20 protein-coding genes are annotated in these 23,228 nt (G+C 66.0%); 8 read left to right on the top strand and 12 right to left on the bottom strand.

Annotated features, from left to right (window positions below; all coding sequences use genetic code 11):
• Positions 1-49: 49 nt before the first annotated feature.
• The 8 genes from ACTJI4_RS08165 to ACTJI4_RS08130 form a co-directional block, all read right to left on the bottom strand.
• A complete protein-coding gene (locus tag ACTJI4_RS08165; RefSeq protein WP_392917127.1) occupies positions 50-967 on the bottom strand; it encodes a phosphoglycerate mutase in 918 nt (305 codons plus the stop codon).
• Positions 968-974: 7 nt separating this feature from the next.
• Positions 975-1,439, bottom strand: coding sequence for a transcription elongation factor GreA (gene greA, locus ACTJI4_RS08160; protein WP_392917595.1), 465 nt, complete (start codon positions 1,437-1,439; stop codon positions 975-977).
• 8 nt (positions 1,440-1,447) lie between these two features.
• On the bottom strand, positions 1,448-4,690 hold the full coding sequence (carB, locus tag ACTJI4_RS08155) for a carbamoyl-phosphate synthase large subunit (protein ID WP_440869002.1): 3,243 nt from the start codon (positions 4,688-4,690) through the stop codon (positions 1,448-1,450).
• A gap of 68 nt (positions 4,691-4,758) precedes the next feature.
• Positions 4,759-5,889: a glutamine-hydrolyzing carbamoyl-phosphate synthase small subunit gene (gene carA, locus ACTJI4_RS08150; protein WP_440869001.1), complete on the bottom strand. Its 1,131-nt coding sequence runs from the start codon at positions 5,887-5,889 to the stop codon at positions 4,759-4,761.
• A 226-nt stretch (positions 5,890-6,115) separates the two neighbouring features.
• On the bottom strand, positions 6,116-6,844 hold the full coding sequence (gene dapB / locus ACTJI4_RS08145; RefSeq protein WP_440869000.1) for a 4-hydroxy-tetrahydrodipicolinate reductase: 729 nt from the start codon (positions 6,842-6,844) through the stop codon (positions 6,116-6,118).
• Between the two features lie 257 nt (positions 6,845-7,101).
• Positions 7,102-7,356, bottom strand: a complete 255-nt coding sequence (locus ACTJI4_RS08140) for a DUF6587 family protein (protein WP_440868999.1) — start codon at positions 7,354-7,356, stop codon at positions 7,102-7,104.
• A 1-nt stretch (position 7,357) separates the two neighbouring features.
• The gene (gene feoB, locus ACTJI4_RS08135; RefSeq protein ID WP_440868998.1) at positions 7,358-9,217 is read right to left on the bottom strand and encodes a ferrous iron transport protein B; all 1,860 of its coding nucleotides are present in this window, start codon (positions 9,215-9,217) and stop codon (positions 7,358-7,360) included.
• Positions 9,214-9,468 (bottom strand): FeoA family protein, encoded by a 255-nt coding sequence (locus ACTJI4_RS08130; RefSeq protein WP_392917592.1) that lies wholly within the window; start codon positions 9,466-9,468, stop codon positions 9,214-9,216. Before ACTJI4_RS08130 ends, feoB begins: the two co-directional genes overlap by 4 nt.
• A gap of 117 nt (positions 9,469-9,585) precedes the next feature.
• Here ACTJI4_RS08130 and ACTJI4_RS08125 point away from each other — a divergent pair, with 117 nt between their 5' ends.
• The 6 genes from ACTJI4_RS08125 to yeiP all read left to right on the top strand — a co-directional run bounded on the left by ACTJI4_RS08125 (position 9,586) and on the right by yeiP (position 15,837).
• Positions 9,586-10,374, top strand: coding sequence for an enoyl-CoA hydratase-related protein (locus tag ACTJI4_RS08125; protein WP_440868997.1), 789 nt, complete (start codon positions 9,586-9,588; stop codon positions 10,372-10,374).
• A 10-nt stretch (positions 10,375-10,384) separates the two neighbouring features.
• Positions 10,385-10,771 (top strand): VOC family protein, encoded by a 387-nt coding sequence (locus tag ACTJI4_RS08120; protein WP_440868996.1) that lies wholly within the window; start codon positions 10,385-10,387, stop codon positions 10,769-10,771.
• Between the two features lie 156 nt (positions 10,772-10,927).
• Complete coding sequence (locus ACTJI4_RS08115; protein ID WP_392917107.1) at positions 10,928-11,821, top strand: hydroxymethylglutaryl-CoA lyase; 894 nt, start codon at positions 10,928-10,930, stop codon at positions 11,819-11,821.
• Positions 11,818-14,382 carry a sensor domain-containing protein gene (locus tag ACTJI4_RS08110; protein WP_392917104.1) on the top strand — a complete coding sequence of 855 codons (2,565 nt, stop codon included), beginning with the start codon at positions 11,818-11,820 and terminating at the stop codon, positions 14,380-14,382. Before ACTJI4_RS08115 ends, ACTJI4_RS08110 begins: the two co-directional genes overlap by 4 nt.
• A 79-nt stretch (positions 14,383-14,461) precedes the next feature.
• Complete coding sequence (locus tag ACTJI4_RS08105; RefSeq protein WP_392917101.1) at positions 14,462-15,232, top strand: SDR family NAD(P)-dependent oxidoreductase; 771 nt, start codon at positions 14,462-14,464, stop codon at positions 15,230-15,232.
• A 38-nt stretch (positions 15,233-15,270) separates the two neighbouring features.
• Positions 15,271-15,837, top strand: coding sequence for an elongation factor P-like protein YeiP (gene yeiP / locus ACTJI4_RS08100; RefSeq protein WP_392917098.1), 567 nt, complete (start codon positions 15,271-15,273; stop codon positions 15,835-15,837).
• Between the two features lie 77 nt (positions 15,838-15,914).
• Here the strand turns inward: yeiP and ACTJI4_RS08095 are convergent, their stop codons facing one another.
• The gene (locus ACTJI4_RS08095) at positions 15,915-16,418 is read right to left on the bottom strand and encodes a hypothetical protein (RefSeq protein WP_392917095.1); all 504 of its coding nucleotides are present in this window, start codon (positions 16,416-16,418) and stop codon (positions 15,915-15,917) included.
• 319 nt (positions 16,419-16,737) lie between these two features.
• Here ACTJI4_RS08095 and ACTJI4_RS08090 point away from each other — a divergent pair, with 319 nt between their 5' ends.
• Both ACTJI4_RS08090 and ACTJI4_RS08085 read left to right on the top strand, forming a co-directional pair.
• On the top strand, positions 16,738-17,865 hold the full coding sequence (locus ACTJI4_RS08090) for a radical SAM protein (protein ID WP_440868995.1): 1,128 nt from the start codon (positions 16,738-16,740) through the stop codon (positions 17,863-17,865).
• Positions 17,852-18,883, top strand: coding sequence for a twin-arginine translocation signal domain-containing protein (locus ACTJI4_RS08085; protein WP_440868994.1), 1,032 nt, complete (start codon positions 17,852-17,854; stop codon positions 18,881-18,883). The genes ACTJI4_RS08090 and ACTJI4_RS08085 overlap by 14 nt, the downstream gene beginning before the upstream one ends.
• Positions 18,884-19,543: 660 nt before the next feature.
• Here ACTJI4_RS08085 and ACTJI4_RS08080 read toward each other — a convergent pair.
• From ACTJI4_RS08080 to ACTJI4_RS08070, 3 genes are all read right to left on the bottom strand, one after another.
• On the bottom strand, positions 19,544-21,334 hold the full coding sequence (locus ACTJI4_RS08080; RefSeq protein WP_440868993.1) for a DUF7844 domain-containing protein: 1,791 nt from the start codon (positions 21,332-21,334) through the stop codon (positions 19,544-19,546).
• Positions 21,334-21,630, bottom strand: coding sequence for a DUF2388 domain-containing protein (locus tag ACTJI4_RS08075; RefSeq protein WP_068851491.1), 297 nt, complete (start codon positions 21,628-21,630; stop codon positions 21,334-21,336). The genes ACTJI4_RS08080 and ACTJI4_RS08075 overlap by 1 nt, the downstream gene beginning before the upstream one ends.
• Before the next feature lie 62 nt (positions 21,631-21,692).
• A complete protein-coding gene (locus tag ACTJI4_RS08070) occupies positions 21,693-23,081 on the bottom strand; it encodes an FAD-binding oxidoreductase (protein WP_440868992.1) in 1,389 nt (462 codons plus the stop codon).
• Positions 23,082-23,228: the final 147 nt, after the last annotated feature.

The following is a 23,228-nucleotide window of genomic DNA, read 5'->3' as shown; positions in this document are numbered from 1 at the left end:
CGGGCTCGATGAACAGCGCGAACGCCGATGGCCACCATGATACCCGGCATCAATCGTGCAGCTGTACCGGCTTCTTCCAGAACCGCCAGCGCTGGGTCTTGTCCAGCTCGAAGCGGGCGCCATCCTCGAAATCCAGCACCAGCCGGCGCAGTTCACCGCGCTGCAATGCCGACAACAGCGGCCGGATCGCATCGTTGCCCAGCTGCTCCAACGAACGAAGCTGGCGCAGGTCAACCAGCGCATCCACCTGCTGGTCGCCATCGGCCAGCACGCCAGCCGCCTTGGCCAACGCCTGCAGCAGCGCATCGCGGCTGCGCACCTGCGCATGGGCAGTTCGAACCGCCCCGGGCAGTTCACCGCCCCCCCAGAACCACAGCGAATTGACCGCCCGCTTGCCGGCCGCCAGACGCTCCACGTTCCACGGGTGCTGATGGAGCACCACCTGGGCCTCCGTCAACAATGCACGCCAGCGACGCCCGCCATCGCCTTCGGGCAGGTGGCCGAACAGGTCATCGCCAAGTACGTCATCGGGTGCTGCGAACACCGGCAGCAGGGTCTCCGGTGGCAGGCGCAGATACCAGCGCGACGGGGTCGGCGCATCCAGGCTGAATCCATACCCCGCGAACAACGGCTGCAGCGCCGGCAGCAATGCCGCTACGTCGTCGGCCTCAAGCCGCAACGTGTCGCCATGGCCCATCATCCGCGCGCCGTGCATGTCCGGCACCACGTTGGCCGGGTCCGCACGCAGCCACACACCATCGTGGGCATCGCCCACATCCAGCTGCCGGGTCAGTGCCGCCACCGGCCAATCGGCCGGCTGCAGCTGGAAATGCCGCTGCAGCTGGGCCCGCTCGCCGGCATCGACCCGGCTGCGCTCGGCACGGCCGAGCGCCCTGGCCACGTCATCAGGCAACGCCGCCGCCGGGAAGCGGCTGCGCGCCGGCAGCAACAGCGTTGCCGTGGCCATGGTCAGGTCAGTCCAGGTACTGGACGCTGACGATTTCGTACTCGCGCTGTCCGGCCGGGGCGTCGATCACGATGCTGTCGCCCTCGTTCTTGCCGATCATGGCACGCGCCACCGGTGAGGAAATCGCGATCAGGCCAAGTTTGATGTCCGCTTCGAGGTCACCGACGATCTGGTAGCGCTTCTCTTCATCGCTTTCCACGTCGGCCAGTTCGACCGTAGCGCCGAACACGACCTTGCTGCCAGCATTGAGCTTGGTGATGTCGATGATCTCGGCATGCGACAGCTCGCTTTCCAGCTGCTTGATGCGGCCTTCGATGAAGCCCTGCTCTTCGCGCGCGGCATGGTATTCGGCGTTCTCCTTGAGATCGCCGTGTTCGCGTGCCTCGGCAATGGCCGCGATGACCTTGGGGCGCTTGACCGACTTGAGATGGTCAAGCTCTTCGCGCAGACGCTGCGCGCCCTTCAGGGTAATCGGTGCTCTCATGCGTTCAACTCCTTGTGCAGCTCCTGCAGCGACCAGACCGGGCCGGTTCCGCGGAATTCCAGTGATTGCACCAGTGCCTTGGCACCGGCGATGGTGGTCGAATAGGTGACGCGGTGCTGCAGCGCCTCGCGACGGATCGAGAACGAGTCATTGATCGCCGCGCGACCTTCGGTCGTGTTGACGATATACACGATCTCGCCGTTCTTGATCGAATCGACGATGTGCGGACGGCCTTCGACGACCTTGTTGACGATCTCGCACTGCATGCCATGCTCCTGCAGCCACGCGGCGGTGCCGCGGGTGGCCACCAGGCTGTAACCGCGTTCCAGCAGGGCCTGGGCCACCGGCAGCACGCGCTTCTTGTCCGGGTCGCGGACCGAGACGAACGCCTTGCCCAGCGGCGGGGCCTTGATGCCACCGGCTTCCTGCGCACGCGCGAAGGCAGCGCTGAAGCTGCGGCCCACGCCCATCACCTCACCGGTGGAACGCATTTCCGGCCCGAGGATCGGATCGACGCCCTGGAACTTGGCAAACGGGAAGATCGCTTCCTTGACCGAGTAGTAGTCCGGCACGATTTCCCTGGTGGCGCCCTGCTCGGCCAGGGTCTTGCCGGCCATGCAGCGCGCGGCGATCTTGGCCAGCGGCATGCCGGTGGCCTTGGACACGAACGGCACGGTGCGCGAGGCACGCGGGTTCACTTCCAGCAGGTACACGATGTCCTCGCCGTTGTCGCCGGCCTGGATCGCGAACTGGGTGTTCATCAGGCCGACCACGTTCAGGGCCTTGGCCAGCTCCACCACCTGGCGGCGCAGCTCGGCCTGGGTTTCGGCCGACAGCGAGTACGGCGGCAGCGAGCAGGACGAATCGCCCGAATGCACGCCGGCTTCCTCGATGTGTTCCATCACGCCGCCGATCAGGACGTTGCCGTCCTTGTCGGCAATGATGTCCACGTCCACTTCCACGGCGTTATCCAGGAAGCGGTCCAGCAGCACCGGCGAATCGTTGGAGACCTTGACCGCATCGCGCACGTAGCGCGCCAGGTCGGCTTCACCGTAGACGATTTCCATCGCGCGGCCGCCCAGCACGTAGCTCGGGCGCACCACCAGCGGGTAGCCGATTTCGCGGGCCAGCAGCAGCGCTTCCTGGTCGTTGCGGGCGATGCGGTTCGGCGGCTGCTTCAGGCCCAGCTTGTCCACCAGCTGCTGGAAGCGTTCGCGGTCTTCGGCCAGGTCGATGGAGTCCGGCGAGGTGCCGATCACCGGCACGCCATTGGCTTCGAGCGCCCGCGCCAGCTTCAACGGGGTCTGGCCGCCGTACTGCACGATCACGCCCTTGGGCTGCTCGAGCTCGACGATTTCCAGCACGTCTTCCAGCGTCAGCGGCTCGAAGTACAGGCGGTCGGAGGTGTCGTAGTCGGTCGAGACGGTTTCCGGGTTGCAGTTGACCATGATGGTTTCGAACCCGTCATCGCGCAGCGCCAGTGCCGCGTGCACGCAGCAATAGTCGAACTCGATGCCCTGGCCGATGCGGTTCGGGCCGCCGCCGAGGATCATGATCTTGTCGCGGTTGCTGGGCGCTGCTTCGCACTCGTCCTCGTAGGTCGAATACAGGTAAGCCGTGCTGGTGGAAAACTCGGCAGCGCAGGAATCCACGCGCTTGTACACCGGGCGCACCTTGAGCGCACGGCGCAGCGCGCGCACGCCCGCTTCATTGGTGCCGGTCAGCTGGGCGAGACGCGCATCGGAGAAGCCGGCACGCTTGAGCCTGCGCAGACGGGCCGCGTCGAGTGCGTCCAGACCGTCGGCGGCCAGCTGGGTTTCGGCCTGGATGATCTCTTCGATCTGGTCCAGGAACCACGGGTCGATGTGCGACAGCGCGAAGACCTCTTCCACGCTGAAGCCGGCGCGGAACGCATCGCCCACGAAGAACAGGCGCTCCGGGCCCGGGGCCTTGAGTTCGCGCTTGAGCGTGGTGATGTCGTCTTCGTTGTGCAGATCCAGGCCGGTCGGGTCGAGGCCGATCTTGCCGGTTTCCAGGCCACGCAGGGCCTTCTGCAGCGATTCCTGGAAGGTACGGCCCATCGCCATCACCTCGCCCACCGACTTCATCTGGGTGGTCAGGCGGGCGTCGGCGGCCGGGAACTTCTCGAAGGCAAAGCGCGGGATCTTGGTGACGACGTAGTCGATCGACGGTTCGAACGACGCCGGGGTCAGACCGCCGGTGATTTCGTTCTTCAATTCGTCCAGGGTGTAACCGACCGCCAGCTTGGCGGCGACCTTGGCGATCGGGAAGCCGGTGGCCTTGGAGGCCAGCGCCGACGAACGCGACACGCGCGGGTTCATTTCGATGACAACGACGCGTCCGGTGGTCGGGCTGATACCGAACTGCACGTTCGAACCGCCGGTATCCACACCGATCTTGCGCAGCACGGCGATGGAGGCATCGCGCAGGCGCTGGTATTCCTTGTCGGTCAGGGTCTGGGCCGGGGCCACGGTGATCGAGTCACCGGTGTGCACGCCCATCGGGTCCAGGTTTTCGATCGAGCAGACGATGATGCAGTTGTCGGCGGTGTCGCGCACCACCTCCATCTCGAATTCCTTCCAGCCCAGCACCGATTCTTCCACCAGTACTTCGGTGGTCGGCGACAGTTCCAGGCCGCGGGTCACGATATCGACCAGCTCTTCGCGGTTGTAGGCGATGCCGCCACCGCTGCCGCCCAGGGTGAAGCTGGGGCGGATGATGGTCGGGTAGCCGACCCGGGTCTGGATCTCGATGGCTTCTTCAAGGGTGTGCGCCACGGCCGCGCTCGGGCATTCCAGGCCGATCTCGCCCATGGCCACGCGGAACAGCTCGCGGTCTTCGGCCATGCGGATCGCTTCGCGCTTGGCGCCGATCAGTTCGACGTTGTACTTCTCCAGCACACCGTGGTCGGCCAGGTCCAGCGCGCAGTTCAGCGCGGTCTGGCCACCCATGGTCGGCAGCAGTGCATCGGGCTTTTCCTTGGCGATGATCTTTTCGACCGTCTGCCAGTTGATCGGCTCGATGTAGACGGCGTCGGCCATCTCCGGGTCGGTCATGATGGTGGCCGGATTGCTGTTGACCAGCACCACGCGGTACCCCTCGTCACGCAGGGCCTTGCAGGCCTGGGCGCCGGAGTAATCGAACTCACAGGCCTGGCCGATGACGATCGGGCCGGCACCGATGATGAGGATGGTTTTAAGGTCAGTGCGCTTGGGCATTGTCTTCTCTAAGTCAGTACAGCGTGTCAGGGGTCGCAGCGCCGCGCCGGAGGCAGCGGCGTCTCGAATCAGGCCTTGGCCTGCGCCATCAGAGTGATGAAGCGGTCGAACAGCGGGCTGACGTCGTGTGGACCCGGCGAGGCTTCGGGGTGGCCCTGGAAGGAGAACGCCGGCACGTCGGTGCGGGCGATGCCCTGGTTGGTGCCGTCGAACAGCGAGCGGTGGGTCACGCGCAGGGTGGCCGGCAGGGTCGCTTCATCCACCGCGAAGCCATGGTTCTGGGAAGTGATCATCACGCGGCCATCGTCCAGGTCCTGCACCGGGTGGTTGGCACCGTGGTGGCCGTGACCCATCTTGACGGTCCTGGCGCCGGAGGCCAGTGCCAGCAGCTGGTGGCCGAGGCAGATGCCGAACACCGGCACCTTCCTGTCCAGGAACACCTTGATTGCTTCAATGGCGTAGTCGCACGGTTCCGGGTCGCCCGGGCCGTTGGACAGGAACACGCCATCCGGGTTCATCGCCAGCACTTCGGCAGCCGGCGTCTGGGCCGGCACCACGGTGATGTCGCAGCCGCGTTCGGCCAGCATGCGCAGGATGTTGAGCTTGGCGCCGAAGTCATAGGCCACCACCTTGTACTGCGGGGCGGCGCTGACGAACGTGTTGGAATCCAGGTCGAGCTGGCCCTCGTTCCAGCTGTAAGCCTTGTCGGTGCTCGTTACCTTGGCCAGGTCCATGCCCTTCAGGCCCGGGAACTTGCGGGCCGCTTCCAGGGCGATGTCCACGTTGATGTCGTCACCGGCCATCAGCGCGCCGTTCTGCGCGCCGCGCTCGCGCAGGATGCGGGTGAGCTTGCGGGTGTCGATGCCGGAAATGGCGACCACGCCACGCTGCAGCAGCCAGTCCTGCAGCGAAACCTGGCTGCGCCAGTTGCTGGGACGGCGCGGCACGTCGCGCACGATCAGGCCGGCCGACCACACCTTGCGGGCTTCGTCGTCCTGGTCGGTAAGGCCGGTATTGCCGATATGCGGGTAGGTCAGCGTGACCATCTGCCGGGCGTAGGAGGGATCAGTCAGCACTTCCTGGTAACCGGTCATGGCGGTGTTGAACACCACCTCACCGACGGACAGGCCGGGCGCGCCTACGGATTCGCCCTCGAATACGGTGCCGTCTTCGAGGACGAGGATTGCGGCTTGGGTCACGGGAATCTCACTTTGGCTACCGAGGGGTCACCGAAGTCACGCCACGCTTCACGGAAAAGCGGTTGCAAAAAAGCGCGGACTGCGGTGCGGGACCGGTCCGGCTGTCGTGATTCGGCGAGCGGGAATTGTAAAGGCAACCCCCCTCCAACGCCAGCGTTTGCTTGCAATCGCCAGCGTACGGGGGTGTCCGGCCATCCTGGGGTTCAGGCGTGGCCAGTGCGCGCGTTCAGGCTGCGCTGCCGGCGAGCAGGTCGCGGACGCGGTAGCTGGCGGGGGCGCGCCCGTTCAGCTGTACGGCGGCGAACAGGGCGCCACGGGCGAAGATGTCGCGGTTGGTGGCGCGGTGGGTCAGTTCGATGCGCTCGCCGAGACCGGTGAACTGGACGAGGTGTTCGCCGACGATGTCGCCGGCGCGCAGGCTGGCGTAGTGCGGCTGGGCGCCGCCCTTCTGCGCCGCGGCGCCCAGGGTGAGTGCGGTGCCGGAGGGGGCGTCCTGTTTATGGACGTGGTGGGATTCGACGATGTCGCAGTCCCAGCCGGCCAGGGCGGCGGCGGCGCGTTCGACCAGTTCATCGAGCACGGCCACGCCGAGGCTGAAGTTGGAGGCCCATACGAGCGGGATCCGGGTGGCGGCCTGGATCAGGGCCTGGCGCTGGGTTTCGCTGATGCCGGTGGTGCCGGAAACGAGCCCTGCGCCGCGCTCGACGCACAGGGCCAGGACGGGGTCGAAGCCTTCGGGCAGGCTGAAGTCGATGGCGACGTCGAACTGGGGCGCGCCGTGGAGTTCACTGGCGGCGAAATGCGGGACGCCGTCGACCACGCGCTGGGCGGGCGAGCGGCGGGTGACGGCGGCAACGACCTGCAGGTCGTCGCGTTCGGCCGCCAGGCGCAGCAGGGCCTGGCCCATGCGGCCGGAGGCGCCGTGGATGAGCAAACGGATCGGGGGAGTAGTCATGCCCGCAGGCTAGCGAAAGGGTTTGGATTGGGCAACGTTAAAATCAACGTCAACTTCAAACGTCAACTTCAAAAGCGTCGGCTCTGCGTTGCCGTCTGGCTGGGCGGGTCCGGGGTAGGCCCGCGGGGGACGCCGTGAACCCGTCCATGGGGGCTTGGTCGCGGCATCCATGCCGCTCACACCCCCGCAAACCTACCCCGGCCCCGCCCTCTTCAGATTGTCGATGACGGACAGCAAGAGCGTGGAGCCTGGATCAATCAATGCTGCTTGGGCGGTGTTGGACCACAGCTGTCGCAACCACCGCATGCACCGCCACTGCCGGTGGCCGGTGGTGCGATCTTTCGGCCTAGTGCCTGAAGCCAGTTTGAGCGCTCGGGCTTGATCAGGCCCAGCGCTATTGCACCGCGCGCTTTGCGTACGGTGCCCGGGAACTGCTTTTTCAGCACTACCCAGGCGCTGATCAGGACGATCAGCGCGACGACGATGTACTGCAGGAGCAGGCCGGTGCCCATATCAGCCGCCGCCCAGGGCCACGGTCACCTGGTAGGTGACCAGTGCGGCGACGTAGGCGGCCGCGAACAGGTAGAAGGTGGCAAAGCCGACCTGCTTCCAGGAGTTGGTTTCGCGCTTGATGGTGGCCAGGGTGGAGATGCACATGGGGGCGTAGATGAACCACACCAGCAGGGACAGGCCGGTGGCCAGCGACCAGCCGTTGGCGACCACCGGGGTCAGGGCCTGGATGGCGGCGTCGTCGTCGGCGGCGGACAGGGCGTAGATGGTGGCCAGCGAGGAGACGGCCACTTCGCGGGCGCCCATGCCGGGGATCAGCGCGATGCAGATCTGCCAGTTGAAGCCCAGCGGGGCGAAGAACACGGCCATGGCGTGGCCGATCTGGCCGGCGAAGCTGTAGTCGATGGCCGGCATGGTGGCGTTTTCGGGGGCACCCGGGAACGACAGCAGCACCCACAGCAGGATGGTCAGCGCCAGGATGATGCCACCCACGCGCTTGAGGAAGATCATGCCGCGCTCGTACAGGCCCACGGCCAGGTCGCGCGGGTGCGGGATGCGGTAGGACGGCAGTTCGAGCATGAGGGGGTGCTCGCTCTTGTCGCGGCGCCACTTCTTCATCACCCATGACATCACCAGGGCGCTGAAGATGCCGGCCGCATACAGGGCGAACAGGATCAGGCCCTGCTGGCTGACGAAGCCCCACAGGGTCTTCTGCGGGATGAACGCGCCGATCAGCAGGGCGTACACCGGCAGGCGCGCCGAGCAGGTCATCAGCGGCGCCACCAGGATGGTGGCCAGGCGGTCACGCGGGTCCTGGATGCTGCGGGTGGCCATGATGCCGGGCACCGCGCAGGCGAAGCTGGACAGCAGCGGGATGAACGAGCGCCCCGACAGGCCGGCCGAGGCCATCATGCGGTCGAGCAGGAAGGCCGCGCGCGGCAGGTAGCCCGACTCTTCCAGCGCCAGGATGAAGGCGAACAGGATCAGGATCTGCGGCAGGAACACCACCACTCCGCCCACGCCGGCGATGATGCCGTCGGTGAGCAGGCTGGTCAGCGGGCCCGGCGGCAGGTTGGCACCTACCACTTCGCCCAGCCAGCCGAAGGCGGCCTCGATGCCGTCCATCATCGGCGTGGCCCAGGCGAATACCGCCTGGAAGATCAGGAACATGACCACGATCAGGGTCATCAAGCCGAACACCGGGTGCAGCAGCCAGCGGTCCAGCGCGTCGTCGATCTTCGCGGTACGGGTGGGCATGCTGACCGCGGCGGAGAGGATGCCGCGCACCTGGGCGTGGTAGTCCGCTTCTCCGGCAACGGCCGCCACCCGCGGGGCATCCAGATGCGGCACCATCGCATCCAGCCGTTCGACCAGCGCGTGGGCGCCGTTGCGGCGCACCGCCACGGTTTCCACCACCGGCACGCCCAGGGCCTGTTCCAGCGCAGGCACGTCGATCTGGATGCCACGGCGCTCGGCCGCATCCACCATGTTCAGCGCCACGATCATCGGCTTGCCCAGCTCACGCAGTTCCAGCGCGAAGCGCAGGTGCAGGCGCAGGTTGGTGGCGTCGATCACGCACAGCAGCACGTCGGGCGCGGCCTCGCCCGGGTAGAAGCCCCGGCACAGGTCGCGGGTGATCGCTTCGTCCAGGCTGGCCGGCTGCAGGCTGTAGGCGCCCGGCAGGTCGAGTACGGCGAATTCACGCCCGGACGGCGCGCGCAGGCGGCCTTCCTTGCGCTCCACGGTCACGCCGGTGTAATTGGCGACCTTCTGGCGACTGCCGGTGAGCTGGTTGAACAGCGCGGTCTTGCCGCTGTTGGGGTTGCCGACCAGGGCAATGCGCAGGGTGGCGGCAGCGCTCATGCGGCCGCTCCTTCTGCCACCGGTGTGATGTCGATGCGCCTGGCTTCGGAAATCCGCAGCGCGAAACGGGTGAACCCGACCTGCACCAGCAGCGGTTCGCCGCCGATGGGACCACGGGCCACCAGGCGCACATCTTCACCTTTGACAAAGCCCAGTTCCCTGAGCCGGCGGGCGATGGCGTCGTTTGCATGGAGGTCGCGCACCGATTCCACCAGAGCGGAGCCGTGCAGCGGCAGATCGGACAACGTCACAGGTCGCCTTCGGTCGATAAGAATGGTTATCAATTCTAGCATCGCCGCGCCGCGTCATGGCCCGGCCGCCGTGGGCCGCTATGATCCATACATGTATGGAGCAGGCGCAGGCCCCCGATGAGTGACGCTTTACGAATTGAACGCAGCGCGGCCGTGCTGACCCTGTGGCTTAACCGCCCTACCCTGCACAACGCCTTCGATGCCGGGCTGATCGCCCAGCTCACCGCCGCACTGGAAGCGGCCGGCCGCGACGAGCAGGTGCGTGCGGTGGTGCTGGCCGCCACCGGGGCCTCATTCTCGGCCGGTGCCGACATGCAGTGGATGCGCGGCATGGCCGCCGCCAGCGAGGAAGACAACCGCCAGGATTCGCTGGCACTTGCCCGGCTGATGCGCAACCTGGATGAACTGCCCAAGCCGACCATCGCCCGCGTGCACGGGGCGGCGTTCGGCGGCGGAGTAGGCCTGGTGGCCTGCTGTGACATCGCCATTGCCAGCACCACCGCCCGCTTCGGCCTGACCGAAAGCCGGCTGGGCCTGCTGCCGGCGGTGATTTCTCCCTATGTGATCGACGCGATCGGCCCCCGCCAGGCGCGGCGCTGGTTCGCCACCGGTGAGCATTTCGACGCCGACACCGCCCTGCGCATCGGCCTGGTCCACCAGCTGATCGAGCCTGAACGGATCGACGAAGCGGTCCAGCGCCAGCTGGGCGTGCTCGACAAGGCCGGGCCGATCGCCTCGTCGTCGGCCAAAGAACTGGTGCGCCGGGTCACGATCGGTCGCGACCGCGACGCAACCGACCGCGACAATGCCGCCCTGATCGCCCGCCTGCGGGTGTCCGAGGAAGGCCAGGAGGGCCTGGGCGCTTTCCTGGACAAACGCGCTCCCCATTGGGTTACCCAGGATTGAAGGACGTCCCATGCTCGACCATATCGGTATCCGCTGCAGCGATTTCGCGCGCAGCCTGGCCTTCTACCAGCAGGCCCTGGCCCCTCTCGGCATCCGCGTGGTGATGGAAGTCAGCGCCGAACAGACCGGCGCGGATGCCCACGCCGGGTTCGGCCGCACCGGCAAGCCCGATTTCTGGATCGGCAGCACGCCCGGGGCGCATGGCGGCGTGCATGTGGGCTTCAGCGCCGGCAGCCGCGCCGAGGTGGATGCGTTCCATCGCGCCGCGCTGGCCGCGGGCGGCCGCGACAATGGCGCACCCGGCATCCGCGGGCACTACCACCCCGACTATTACGGGGCATTCGTGCTGGATCCGGATGGCAACAATGTCGAAGCGGTCTGCCACCGGCCCACCTGACCACGCGCTGGCCGCTTTGCCGTCCATCCCGCGTATCCCCCTTTCATGGCCCACAGGGAAACCTGGGCCGCTCCACGTCGCCAGGAACTTCCGTGACCCCATCTTCCACCCGTCCACTGCAGGTTGTGCGTCTTCCCGCCCATGGGGAGCATCGGCATGGATGATTTCGTGCGCATCGTTGAAGTCGGTCCGCGCGACGGACTGCAGAACGAAGCCCAGCCGGTGGCCACCGCCGACAAGATCGAGCTGATCCGCCAGCTCTCGCTTACTGGCCTGCGAACCATTGAAGCCACCAGTTTCGTCAGCCCGCGCTGGGTACCGCAGCTGGCCGATGCCGCCGAGGTCTACGCCGGCATCGAACGCCGCCCGGGCATCGCCTACCCGGTGCTGGTGCCCAACGAGCAGGGTTACGATCGTGCCCGCGCGGTGGGCGTGGAGGAGGTGGCGGTGTTCACCGCCGCCTCGGAAACCTTCAACCGCACCAATACCAACGCCGGCATCGACGAATCGCTGGCCCGTTTCGCGCCCATCCTCGCGCGTGCGCGGGTCGACGGGGTCAAGGTGCGCGGCTACGTGTCCACCGTGCTCGGCTGCCCCTATCAGGGCGACGTCGCCACCAGCGAGGTGGTGCGGGTGGCGCGCGCGCTGCACGACATGGGGTGTTACGAAATCTCGCTGGGCGACACCATCGGCGTGGGCACGCCGCGCAAGGCGCGCGCCATGCTGCGGGCGGTAGCCAATGAAGTCCCGATGGCCGCCCTGGCCGTGCATTTCCACGACACCTACGGCCAGGCGCTGGCCAATATCGATGCCTGCCTGGACGAAGGCGTGCGCGTGGTCGATTCGGCCGTGTCCGGTGCAGGGGGTTGTCCCTATGCCAAGGGCGCCAGCGGCAATGTGGCCAGCGAGGACGTGGTGTACCTGCTGCACGGCATCGGCATGCGCACCGGCATCGATCTGCCGGCGCTGGCCGCCACCGGCCGCTGGCTGGCTGCACGGCTCGGCCGCGAGACCGGCAGCAAGGCCGGCAGGGCCCTGGCCGCGACATGAGCCGCCGCCGCCCGCGCACGGATGCAGCGGTCGGTGATCACCTCGCCGCGCATGTGCATGCGCTGGCGGCGCTGGAGCAGGCCCTGGCACAGCCACCGGGCGAGGACGTGCATGCCCTGCTTCGCCACGTGCAGCAGGCCCTGCAGGAAGCCATGGACGAACGCCAGCTGGCCTTGCGCCGTTACGCCGCCCTGTTCGATGCAGTCCCCGATCCGGTCAGCATTCTCAGCGAATCCGGGGTGGTGCTGGATCTCAACAAGGCCGGCGTGCGCGCCTACGGGCGCAGCCGCGAAGACATCATCGGCAAACCGATCGAACTGCTCAACCCGGACCTGCCCAGCGACCACCTCGGCCCGGTCTGGGAAGCGCTGCACCGGGGTGAAACCTATGTCATAGAGGTCACCAACATGCGCGGCGACGGCAGCCGCTTCCCGGTGGAGGTGCATTCGGCCGGCTTCGAGCACCAGGGCGAGCACTGCATCGTGGCGGTGGCCCGTGACCTGAGCAGTCGCTGGCAGGCCGAATCGCGCTACCGGCTGCTGATGGAATCCATCGACAAGGGCGTGATCCTGTTCGACCGCGACCTGCGTGTGATTTCCGCCAATCCCGCCGCGCACCGCATCCTGGGCACACACGGCAATGGCGGCAGCCTGGCTGCGATGCTCGCTCCCGATGACTGGATCAGCGTGGACGAACATGGCCACCCGCTCACCCGCGACCAATGGCCCGCTGCTGAAGCGCTGCTGCGCGGGCGTATCGTCCGCAGCACCATTGTGGGCCTGTACCACCGCCCGCGCGGGCGCATGATCTGGATCTCCACCACCAACGTGCCGGTCTACAGCAATGGACGCGACTGCCCAGACCATGTGTTCGGGCTGTTCAGCGACATCACCGAGCTCAAGCGCAACAACACCCTGTTCGACCGCGCACAGTCACTGGCCCACATCGGCGGCTGGGAATGGGACCGCGGCCTGCAACGCCTGTACCTCACCGATGAAGCCGCGCGCATCCTTGGCCAGGAGCTGCCCCTGCAGGACATGGCGCACCTGATGGAGTGTCTGCGCCTGGACGACCGCGCGCAGCTGCAGCAGGCGCTGCTGGACGTGATCGACCGCCAGGTGCCGTTCGAACTGGAACTGCAGGGCCAGCGCAGCGACGGGCATTCGTTCTGGGTGCGCATGATCGGTGAAGCCGAGGCCGGCGACGTCAACGCCGCGCGCATCGCCGGCACCGTGCAGGACATCACCTCGCGCAAACACGCCGAGGAAACCCTGCGCATCCAGGCCCGCACCGACCCGCTCACCGGCATCATGAACCGCGATGCGGTGCTCACCGACCTGGCCACCCGCATGGGCAGCCCCACGCACTGCAAGGTGGGCGTGCTGTACATCGACCTGGACCGCTTCAAGACCGTCAACGACCTGCTTGGCCATAACGCCGGCGACGAGCTGCTGATCGATGCCACCCGGCGCATTTCCACCGCGATCGGCACCGAGGGCCTGGTGGCGCGGTTCGGCGGCGACGAATTCCTGGTGGTGTGCGATACCCGCGACCAGCCCGACCAGCCTGAACGCCTGGCCGAGGCCATCACCCGCGCCTTCGCCACCCCGTTCCGGTTCGGCGCCGACGAGTTCTCGGTCACCACCAGCATCGGCATCGCCCGCGCGCCACAGGATGGGCTGCGCCCGCAACAGCTGATCCAGAACGCCGACATTGCGATGTACGACTGCAAACGGCGCACCCGCAACGGCTGGCAGGTGTTTTCCCCGGAACTGGCGCAGCGCCAGCACGACCGCCTGCAGATCGAGAGCCGCCTGCACCGCGCGTTGGACGACGACGAGTTCCACCTGGTCTACCAGCCCCAGGTCAATCTGCACACCGGGCAGCTGGTGGCCGCCGAAGCGCTGATCCGCTGGCGCAACTCGCAGCTGGGCGAGCTGCGCCCGGACATCTTCATCGGGCATGCCGAAAGCACCGGTGACATCGTGCGGATCGGGCTGTGGGTGCTCAACGAAGCCTGCCGGCAGGTGCGTCAATGGCAGGACGAAGGCCTGGGCATCGTACGGGTGGCGGTCAACGTCTCCTACCGCCAGTTCGTCGGCGAGGACCTGGCGCGCAACGTCCGCCAGGCGCTGGACCAGTATGGTCTACCCGGCAGCGCGCTGGAACTTGAGTTCACCGAGCGGGTGCTGATCGAAGATGCGCCCGACACCCTGCAGACCTTCGCCCGCCTGCGCGAAATGGGCGTGTTGCTGACCATCGACGACTTTGGCGAAGGCTACAGCGCGCTCAATTACCTGCGCCGGTTGCCCATCCACGGGCTCAAGCTCAGCCAGATGTTCGTCGAAGGCGTGCCGGGCAACCGCTCGGACGTGGCCGTGTGCGAGGCTGTGTGCGGGATCGCGCGCAGCCTGGGCCTGGGCCTGGTGGCCGAAGGCATCGAATCAGAGGAACAGCGCCGGTTCCTGCACGACATGGGGGTCACCGTCGGCCAGGGGTTCCTGTTCGCGCCCGGACTGTCCCCGGACGAATTCGCCCGCCGCCTGCCGCTGCGCCGCTGAGCGCCGACCTGCGCTGCACAACGGCGGACGGCTCCGCATCCGCTAGAATCGGCGGCTCTTGAACCTGCAGGATCGTGCAATGCAGCTGTCTTCCGTCCGCGCCGTCGTCACTGGCGGTGTTTCCGGCCTCGGTCTCTCGGTGGCCCAGCATCTGGTCGCCCACGGCGCCAAGGTGGCCCTGTTCGACCTCAATGACGACAAGGGCGCCGCCGCCGTTGCCGGACTGGGCGCTGCCAACGCCCGCTACTTCAGCACCAATGTGAGCGACGAAGCCGCGGTGGCCGCGCAGATCGACGCCGCGCACGACTTCCTGGGCGGCCTGAACGCCGTGGTCAGCTGCGCCGGCATCCTGGGCGCTGGCCGCGTGCTCGGCAAAGAAGCGCCCATGCCGCTGGCCACCTTCCAGAACACCGTCATGGTCAACCTGGTGGGCAGCTTCAACGTGGCCAAGGCCGCGGCCAACCGCATGCAGCACAACCCCGCCGGCGACGATGGCGAGCGCGGCGTGATCATCAACACCGCCAGCGTGGCCGCTTATGAAGGCCAGATCGGCCAGGCCGCCTATGCCGCCTCCAAGGGTGGCGTGGTCGGAATGACCCTGCCGATGGCACGCGAGCTGTCGCGCTTCGGGATCCGCGTGATGACCATTGCCCCGGGCATATTCTGGACCCCGATGGTCGATGGCATGCCGCCGGCCGTGCAGGAATCACTGGCCGCGTCCATCCCGTTCCCGCCGCGCCTTGGCAAGCCGGAGGATTTCGCCGGCCTGGTCGGCCACATCCTGACCAACACCTACCTCAACGGCGAGACCATCCGCCTGGATGGTGCGGTGCGCCTGGCACCCAAGTAAGCAAGCACCACTACCTCCCACGAACCGACCTTCATTACATGAAAGCCAACGACATCAAGAAAGGCAACGTCGTCGAGTACAACAACGGCGTGTACCAGATCCGCGACATCGAGCGCAGCTCGCCGCAGGGTCGCGGCGGCAACGTCCGCTTCCGTTTCATCATGTACAGCGTGCCGGGTGGCAACAAGCTGGACGCCAGCTTCGACGCCGACGACAACCTGCCGGAAGTCGAACTGCTGCGCCGCCAGTCCACCTATTCGTACAAGGACGGCGATGCGTTCGTGTTCATGGACGATGAGGATTACACCCCGTACACGCTGGATGCCGACGTCATCGGCGACGACGCCGGTTACATCACCGACGGCCTGACCGGCATCTACGTGCAGGTCATCGATGACCAGCCGGTGGCCGTGCAGCTGCCGAGCAGCGTGGTGCTGGAAGTGGTGGAGACCCCGCCGGAAATGAAGGGCGGCACCGCGACCAAGCGCCCGAAGCCGGCCAAGCTGAGCACCGGGATCGAGATCATGGTGCCGGAGTACATCACCAACGGCGAACGCGTGCTGGTGAATACCGCAACGGGCGAGTTCGCAGGTCGCGCGGATTGACCGAGGTAGAGCCGGGCCCTGCCCGGCTTTCTTTATCGTTCGGCATTGCGTGGGACACGCATGGCGTGTCGCTACGCTCAGGGACGCGTGCTCTGCGCCGGCGCACCGGCGAAATCGCCACACCCATGGTATTGGCGGGCGCCCACGGTGAGCATCACCGTGGCGCCCAATTCCTGACCGCTCATGTTGTCCTGGCACACCGTGCGCTGGTAACTCAGCTTGATCTCGGTACCGTCGGCGGCCTTGCCCGACCACCCGTCCTTGCCCTGCGTGGGCGAGGCGATATCGTACTTCTGCTCACCGTAGCCGGTCTCCACGCGCAGCACCGGATTGGGCCCGTCGCTGACCTGCGCCAGCCAACCCGGCTCGTTGCCGGTGGCGCGGAAGGCCGGCGGCGCCTCGGTTCCGCCAGCGGGCGCCGCAGGCGCCAACGACCCACCCGCATCCGCCGCAGGGGCCTCGGCCGGCGCAGGCGTCCCGACCGCCGGGTCGGCCGCTGCTGAGTCCGCCTGCTGCGCAGGCTGGCAGGCCGCCAGCCCGAGGGCCGCGGCCGCGCTCAAGACAAGGGGAGAAATTCGCATGTTCGACTCCTTTGCCGATGTTCTGGGTCAGCCCCTGATCCTAGCCCTGCGGGTGTGACCGTGGGTGAAATGCGTAGGGATGCGCCATGCGTGTCTGCTTTCGTGCGGCACCGCGCGGACGCGCATGGCGTGTCCCCACCCTTAGTCCCGGGCCAGTTGGCGCATTCGGCTCCCCAACCAAGCAAGCGTTTCAACACTCGACAACGAGCTCCCCCAGTCACGCGCAGACCCAACAACGCCCAGGACGCTCGTCGTCTCCATTCTGGCCTCCAGCACACCGTGGAGGATCACCTGCGAACTGCGCCACAACATGTCGTAGATGACGCGCATCAGCAACGGCGAGAACGCGTCGGCAGTTTTCGACTTAGGTTTGATGCAGATTCAGATCTCAGCCAACACAGCTGCGGAGAGAAACATGCAGACAGGTGTCCAGCCAACAAGCCTTACGATTCTCCCTACATACAAATGTAATGCGTCCTGCAGGGACTGCTGTTTTCAGTCGAACCCACGATTATCAACGAGACTCTCCGGGAAGGCGATTCTCGATCGCATCAACGAAGCTAAAGCGAAATTTCCAAGCATTCGGCAGATCATATTCAGCGGAGGAGAGGCACTTCTCCTCAAGGGAGACCTGCATGATGCGGTGAGACTCGCGTCGGAACTTGGTCTTGGCACCCGTCTCGTCTCCAATGGATTCTGGGGTAAACGCCAACAAACCTCAGAGGCGTTTGCAAGGGACTTGAGGACCTCCGGCCTCAAAGAGTTGAATCTGAGCACTGGCTTGGATCATCAAGAGTTCGTACCGGAGGAAAGCATCGTACAAGCTGCAGCCGCCGCAATCTCGCAACGAATCACAACATTGATCACAGTCGAGGTCGACTCTGCAGAGAGCAAATGCCTCGAATCACTCCTCGCCCATCCAAGCATTCATACCCTCAACAACACTGGACTGCTCCGTATCATTTCCAATAGCTGGATGCCTTACGACTCCAGCGAGAGCGCCCGCCACGCCCCAAACTCCGGAACCCAACTCCGGAAAGGCTGCTCCCAGATTTTCAACAACATCACCATCAAGCCGAATGACCGCCTCTCTGCATGTTGCGGACTCACACTTGAGCGCATTCCAGAACTTGACCTTGGGGCCAACTCCGGAAACAACATGAGGGAGCTGTACGACGCGCAGCAGGATGACCTCATGAAAATTTGGCTGCATCTCGACGGGCCACATCAGATCATCTCCGCATCGACTCCCGGCCACCTTCAGTCCAAGCTGGACGATGTGGTTCACATCTGCCAAGCATGCACCCTGCTGCATCGTGATCCGGAAATTGCAGCCTACGCGCAAGCAGCCGCAGTGCGAATGATGCCCGAACTGATCACCCGATTCACGATCCGCGTCGAAGCGGACAAGCACCTCAAGCGAGGAGTTACCCATGTCCAACCGTAGAGACTTCATCAAGCGGGGCATGCAAAGTGCCGCAGCTGCGGCCGCCGCCGCAGCACTTCCCGCCGGAGCAAGTCACCGCCACAGCATCGTCGATGGCACATGCGAAAGCCCCCCAATGATTGGGAAGCTTCTGATATCCAGATCGGGACTGCCTGCGGAGTTCTGGGACGCAAACAGCCGTGTCGCAACCATAATCGCCCAAGCCCACTCAGAGAGCGACTCTGCTAGCAAGCTGTTGAGCGACCTGCCTGGATTCATGAACTCAGCCGGTTTCAATATCGGAAGTTCAGCAGTCACGGATGAAACGATCTCACTTTTGGCTGTAGCCGTGGACCCGGATTTCTCGAAGTTCATGCAGAATGGCGACTATTCATCTGCTTTTCGACTTCTGGAGGCATCCGGGCTCAGCACAGGCTTCAAGCCTGATTCCCTGAGCAGCAGGATTGAGGTGGCACTTAAGTCGAAGTCCGAGGAGATCGAGAACATCATTGCTGCCTCCCGCGCCAGCGGTACAACTTCGGAGCTTCTCCACCGACTGGCTACGACCTCTGGCGGAAACATCAGCCCCGAAGACCTTGCAGTAGTGAAGGACATCTTCGCCTCGAACCTCTCGACACGTAGCCAAGAGGCAGTCGTCGCGCTCAGCATTGCTGCCTTGTATGTAACCGTTGCCGCGTACGTTGTTCTTTGGGTGGCCGTGGGCGCGTGGGTGTTCACTTCAGGCCCGGATGACGAAAGTAACAACAATCAGCGTGCGAGCAGACAGAGGGAATCACGAATTTCCCGACTCGATCCCGACCTCATGCAAGACTATGAGAGAACGTTGAAGATTGCTTCGCTCACCGGAGACGAAGGCATTGCCCGAGAGGGAATTCTGAGGCTGCTCAGGGCTGAGAGCACGGCAATCATTTCTGCACTTCGAACGTGCGGCTATCTGTCCGGGTCACCATCCAACGACGAAGAGCTTGTCGATGTCGCTACACAGTACGCTGCGCGGGCAGCGGGAGTCAGCAAGTGAGCCCGTCTATTCTCTGGAACGAACGCATACCGTTGATAAACCCATGGTCGCTTGGGTCGGTAGCTGTACTGCTGGTCGCGGCCACCGGCTTCTTCTTCGTCTATGACTACGGTACCGGGTCGGGATTCGGGCTGATTGTGGCTGTACTACTTGTCCTGTATTTGATTGGAAGCATGCTCTGCTGCACGATCAAGATTACCGAGACGGAGCTCTCCGTAGGCGTCTTCCCATACAGGCGGAAAATTCCTATCGCAGATGTCCGAGCGGCGGACGCGCAAGCCTTGGGCTTCAATGACCCTCCGAAACTCCGATGGCGAAAGAATGGGATCGGCCTTCCCGGCGTTCACCTGGGTTGGTTCTCGACCTCCACCGCGCGACCGGTCTTCGCAGCAACGGCGGGCAAACGGAGCCGAGTTTTCATTCCAACGCGAACCAGCCACGACGTGCTGGTCTCATCCCGGTCTCCGGAGCGATTGGTGGTCGTTCTGCATTCGCTTGCGAGGTAGAGCCAGGCGCTGCCTGGCTGCCCTTCGCGCAAAGTAGGACCACGTCGCGATCCGACATTCAGCCAAGCAGGGCCGGGCTCTATCGGCGTTGGCGTTGGCGTTGGCGTTGGCGTTGCATTGGCGTCGGCCCTGGCCGTCGCCGTCGCCGTCGCCGTCAGCCCTCGCGCGCCAGTTGGCGCATCCGGTCGCCCAGCGTTGCCAGGGTGTCATCAATCGTCAGCAATTCGCGCTGTTGCGCCGCCGGCAACCTCGCCCGCATCTGCGCCTGCAGCTGCGCCCAGGCTGGCACGCCGCGTGCGCTGATTCGCCGGGTCGCGGCGGCTGCGGCTGCGCGTTCCTCGCCGATGGGCAGGCCATACCCTCCGCTGTCCACCAGCCCCACCGGATTGACCAGCTGCCCGGCATCGTCCAGCAGTGCCAGCAGCGCGGCCAGTGCGCTGTCGCCGCCCTCGCCCGCCATGCCCAGCGCGCGCTTGAGCCCGTCGCGCGCGCGCAGCTCTTCGCGGTAGCGCGCGGCCTGCTCCAGCAGCAGCAACGCTGACGTCGCGCGCAGTCCACCGCGCTCGGCCCATGCAGCGCGCTGCGCGGCCGGCAGCTGCAACCAGGTGCTGACGTTGCGGGTAGGCAGGTCAAGCTCCGCACGCGCCACATCGAACAACTGCTGGTAGTGCACCTGCGCCGACGGGAAGTAATAGCCCTGGCGCATCGCCTCGCGGCGATCATCCAGCACCGTGGCATCGGCGCGCCCTTCACGCGTCAGTCGGCGCAGCAGGCCGCCCGGGCTGAGCCGGTTCAGGCCGGGATCGGCCCAGCGCGGCACGCCTTCCTGCAGCAGCTTGCCGGTTTCCACCGCGCAGTTGTTGCTGATGAAGCGGTAGCGCCCGTCGTAGCTCCAGTGCACCTGTCCCACGCGTTCGATCAGGCTGGCGATATCCTCCGGCGCAAGCGCCAGCGGCACCGACTTCAGCCCGCGCAGCTCCAGCTGGGTGTACTCGTTGATCACCTGGTTGAGCGGCAGCACAAACAGCCGCGACGGATACGCGCCGGTCAGCCCGCGCCAGCTGGAAATCTGGACATCGCCGACGAACGCGCGGAACGACAGCACCCGGTGATCGGCCAGATCCAGCCGGCACGCCGGGCCACGCGGGCGCCCCGGCGCGCAGATCACCAAGCGCAGCATGCTGTGACCCCAGCGGCTCATCAGCTGGTCGTTGCCCTCAGCCAGCAGGTAGTCCACCGCATATACCCGCTGCGGATCCAGCTCCAGCAACGAGGCTTCGCCGGTGACATCGCCGGCCTGCACCAGCGCCACGCGCGGGTCGCACGCGGCCTGCGGCCCTGGGCCAATGTGATCTGCAAACCACGCCGCCAGCGCCGGGCGGCGACACGCGAAATCGGCATCGAGCAGGTAATGCTCGGCATTCACCGCCAGGTATTCGGCCGGGCTGTGGCGCTCGTACGGGTCGGGACTGCGTTCGGTGAACGCGTTGCCACCGCGTCCCCATCGCCACGGGTGCCGCTGCCAGCCGGCCAGGTCACGCCAGCGGGCGGTGTTCGACCAGCGGCCATCAACGGCGCGGTCCAGCACGTGGGTCAGTTCATGGATCAGCGCCGCCTGCACCGCGCGTGGCAGCGGCTGGCCGGGCTGCACCTCATCCAGCAGGTTGCGCCGCAGCGTGATCGCGTTCCTGCGGGCACGGCCATGCACAGACTCGGGTAGCCGGTCCGACCAGGAAATGGTCACCGGGGCGACGAAGCGCGCCTGCCATGACGCAGGCAGCAACGCAGGCGCCTGCTGCAGTACCTGCTCGGCGTTCGCCCGCTGGCCAGGATCAAGCCCGTCCGCCTGCAGCTGAAGCTGCAGGGCGGCATGGGCGGCCGGGGCGGCCAGCAACGCCGCCAGGACCGCCGCGCATCGGCGCAGGGCCCAGCGGCGCGGTTGCATCAGCGGGCCAGCAGGGCCTGGGCCAGCTGCATGTCGCTGGCGTCGCGCTGGGCGGCACCGGTTTCGCGCAGGTGCAGGAGCGCCGCTTCCAGGCGGGCGCCACGGATGGCGCCGTCGGTGGCCACGAACGCAGCTGCGTCTTCGCGGGCGTCCACCACCACCTTGTCGTCGTCCGAGCTGGACGAGCCGGCCGAGGAGGCACCGGACGCCGAACCCGCCGAGGAGCCGGCGAAGCTGGAGGCGAATGCCGAAAGCGGCAGGGCGAGCACGGCAAACAGCAGGATCGATCGCTTCATCTTGGGTTCGTTGAGGGCAGGAAGTGGCAAAGCGTATCGGCTGCGTGAAATTCTGTCGCCTGCTACAGGTCAAATACCTTGCCCGGATTCAGCAACCCTTGGGGATCAAACGTGCGTTTGACCGCCTTCATCAGCGCGATTTCCGCCTCGCCCCGGGTGCTGTCCAGGTAGCTCTTCTTGACCAGCCCGATGCCATGTTCGGCCGAGATACTGCCGTCGAAGTCCTTCAGCACCTGCGCCAGCAGCTTGGTCACGTGCTCGCACTGCTGCAGGAACTGCGCATCGTCGGTGGTATCGGGCTTGAGCACGTTGATGTGCAGGTTGCCGTCGCCGATATGGCCGAACCAGACCACATCGAAGTGCGGGTACGCCTCGCCAATCAGCGCCTGGGCGCGTGCCATGAACGCCGGCATGGACGAAATCCGCACCGACACATCATTCTTGTACGGCTTGTAGCGCGCCACCGCTTCGGTGATCCCTTCGCGCAGGCGCCACAGCTGGGCGGCCTGCGCATCACTCTGGCTGACCACGCCATCGCTGACCCAGCCCTGCTCCATGCAGGCCTCGAACGCGGACATCGCTGCGGCCTCCTGCACCTCGTCGCCGGCGGCGAATTCGGTCACCACGTAGAACGGATGGACCTCGGCGAACGGCGCCTGTGCACCATGCGCCAGCACATGCTCAAGCGCCCGGTCGGTGAAGAATTCGAAGGCCTGCAGCTGCATGCGCTCGCGGAACGCGGCAAACACCTGCATCAGTACCTCGAACGATGGCAGCGCCAGCAGCATCACGTTGCTGGCTGGCGGCGGATCGGTGAGCTTGAGCGTGGCTTCCACGATTACGCCCAGCGTGCCTTCCGACGCAATCAGCAGCTGGCGGAAATCGTAACCGCTGGAATTCTTGATCAGCCCCTTGTTCAGCTCGAGCAGCTCGCCGTTGGCGGTGACCACCTTCAGCCCGGCAATCCACTCGCGGGTGTTGCCGTAGCGGATCACCCGGATGCCGCCGGCATTGGTGGCGATGTTGCCCCCGATCGAGCAGGAGCCGCGCGCGGCGAAGTCGACCGGATAGATCAGGCCGTGTTCGAGCGCTGCGTTGTGTACGGCCTCCAGCGCCATGCCGGCCTGCACGGTCAGCGTGCGGTCCACCGCGTCGAAGGCCAGCGGCTTGTTCATCCGCTCCAGGCTGAGCACCAGCTCGCCGTTGGCCGCGACCGCGCCGCCGCTCAGGCCGGTCCGCCCACCGGAGGGCACCACGGCCACGGCGTGGGCACTGGCCCAGCGCAGGATGGCCTGGACCTCTTCCACGCTGCCAGGCAATGCGATGGCCAGCGGCGCCGGCGTCCAGCGCCGGGTCCAATCCCGTCCGTAATGCTCCAGCTCGGCCGGCTCGGTGGTGAGCCGCAGCCCGGGGCAGTCCTGCAACAGCAAATCAAGGCGGGGATCGGTCATGTGAACAAGGCAGCCAGGGCAATCCCAAAGGGTAGCGCACGACTGTTAGTCGTGCGACCTCGCCCACAATTGGTCGCATCTGAAACCGTCAAACCACCCCATGGCGCACCGCACCATCCCCGCCCCGATCTGGCATAGTGGGCAGCT

The organism is Stenotrophomonas sp. 22385 (assembly GCF_052045085.1).
Taxonomy (GTDB): Bacteria; Pseudomonadota; Gammaproteobacteria; order Xanthomonadales; family Xanthomonadaceae; genus Stenotrophomonas.
This window is presented reverse-complemented; position numbering and strand designations above follow the sequence as displayed.

Coding starts and splice junctions, on each gene's coding strand:
- ACTJI4_RS08165 (WP_392917127.1), bottom strand. CDS start 967: ATGGCCACGGCAACGCTGTTGCTGCCGGCGCGCAGCCGCTTCCCGGCG.
- carB (WP_440869002.1), bottom strand. CDS start 4,690: ATGCCCAAGCGCACTGACCTTAAAACCATCCTCATCATCGGTGCCGGC.
- dapB (WP_440869000.1), bottom strand. CDS start 6,844: ATGACTACTCCCCCGATCCGTTTGCTCATCCACGGCGCCTCCGGCCGC.
- ACTJI4_RS08140 (WP_440868999.1), bottom strand. CDS start 7,356: ATGGGCACCGGCCTGCTCCTGCAGTACATCGTCGTCGCGCTGATCGTC.
- feoB (WP_440868998.1), bottom strand. CDS start 9,217: ATGAGCGCTGCCGCCACCCTGCGCATTGCCCTGGTCGGCAACCCCAAC.
- ACTJI4_RS08125 (WP_440868997.1), top strand. CDS start 9,586: ATGAGTGACGCTTTACGAATTGAACGCAGCGCGGCCGTGCTGACCCTG.
- ACTJI4_RS08120 (WP_440868996.1), top strand. CDS start 10,385: ATGCTCGACCATATCGGTATCCGCTGCAGCGATTTCGCGCGCAGCCTG.
- ACTJI4_RS08115 (WP_392917107.1), top strand. CDS start 10,928: ATGGATGATTTCGTGCGCATCGTTGAAGTCGGTCCGCGCGACGGACTG.
- ACTJI4_RS08110 (WP_392917104.1), top strand. CDS start 11,818: ATGAGCCGCCGCCGCCCGCGCACGGATGCAGCGGTCGGTGATCACCTC.
- ACTJI4_RS08105 (WP_392917101.1), top strand. CDS start 14,462: ATGCAGCTGTCTTCCGTCCGCGCCGTCGTCACTGGCGGTGTTTCCGGC.
- yeiP (WP_392917098.1), top strand. CDS start 15,271: ATGAAAGCCAACGACATCAAGAAAGGCAACGTCGTCGAGTACAACAAC.
- ACTJI4_RS08095 (WP_392917095.1), bottom strand. CDS start 16,418: ATGCGAATTTCTCCCCTTGTCTTGAGCGCGGCCGCGGCCCTCGGGCTG.
- ACTJI4_RS08090 (WP_440868995.1), top strand. CDS start 16,738: ATGACGCGCATCAGCAACGGCGAGAACGCGTCGGCAGTTTTCGACTTA.
- ACTJI4_RS08085 (WP_440868994.1), top strand. CDS start 17,852: ATGTCCAACCGTAGAGACTTCATCAAGCGGGGCATGCAAAGTGCCGCA.
- ACTJI4_RS08080 (WP_440868993.1), bottom strand. CDS start 21,334: ATGCAACCGCGCCGCTGGGCCCTGCGCCGATGCGCGGCGGTCCTGGCG.
- ACTJI4_RS08075 (WP_068851491.1), bottom strand. CDS start 21,630: ATGAAGCGATCGATCCTGCTGTTTGCCGTGCTCGCCCTGCCGCTTTCG.
- ACTJI4_RS08070 (WP_440868992.1), bottom strand. CDS start 23,081: ATGACCGATCCCCGCCTTGATTTGCTGTTGCAGGACTGCCCCGGGCTG.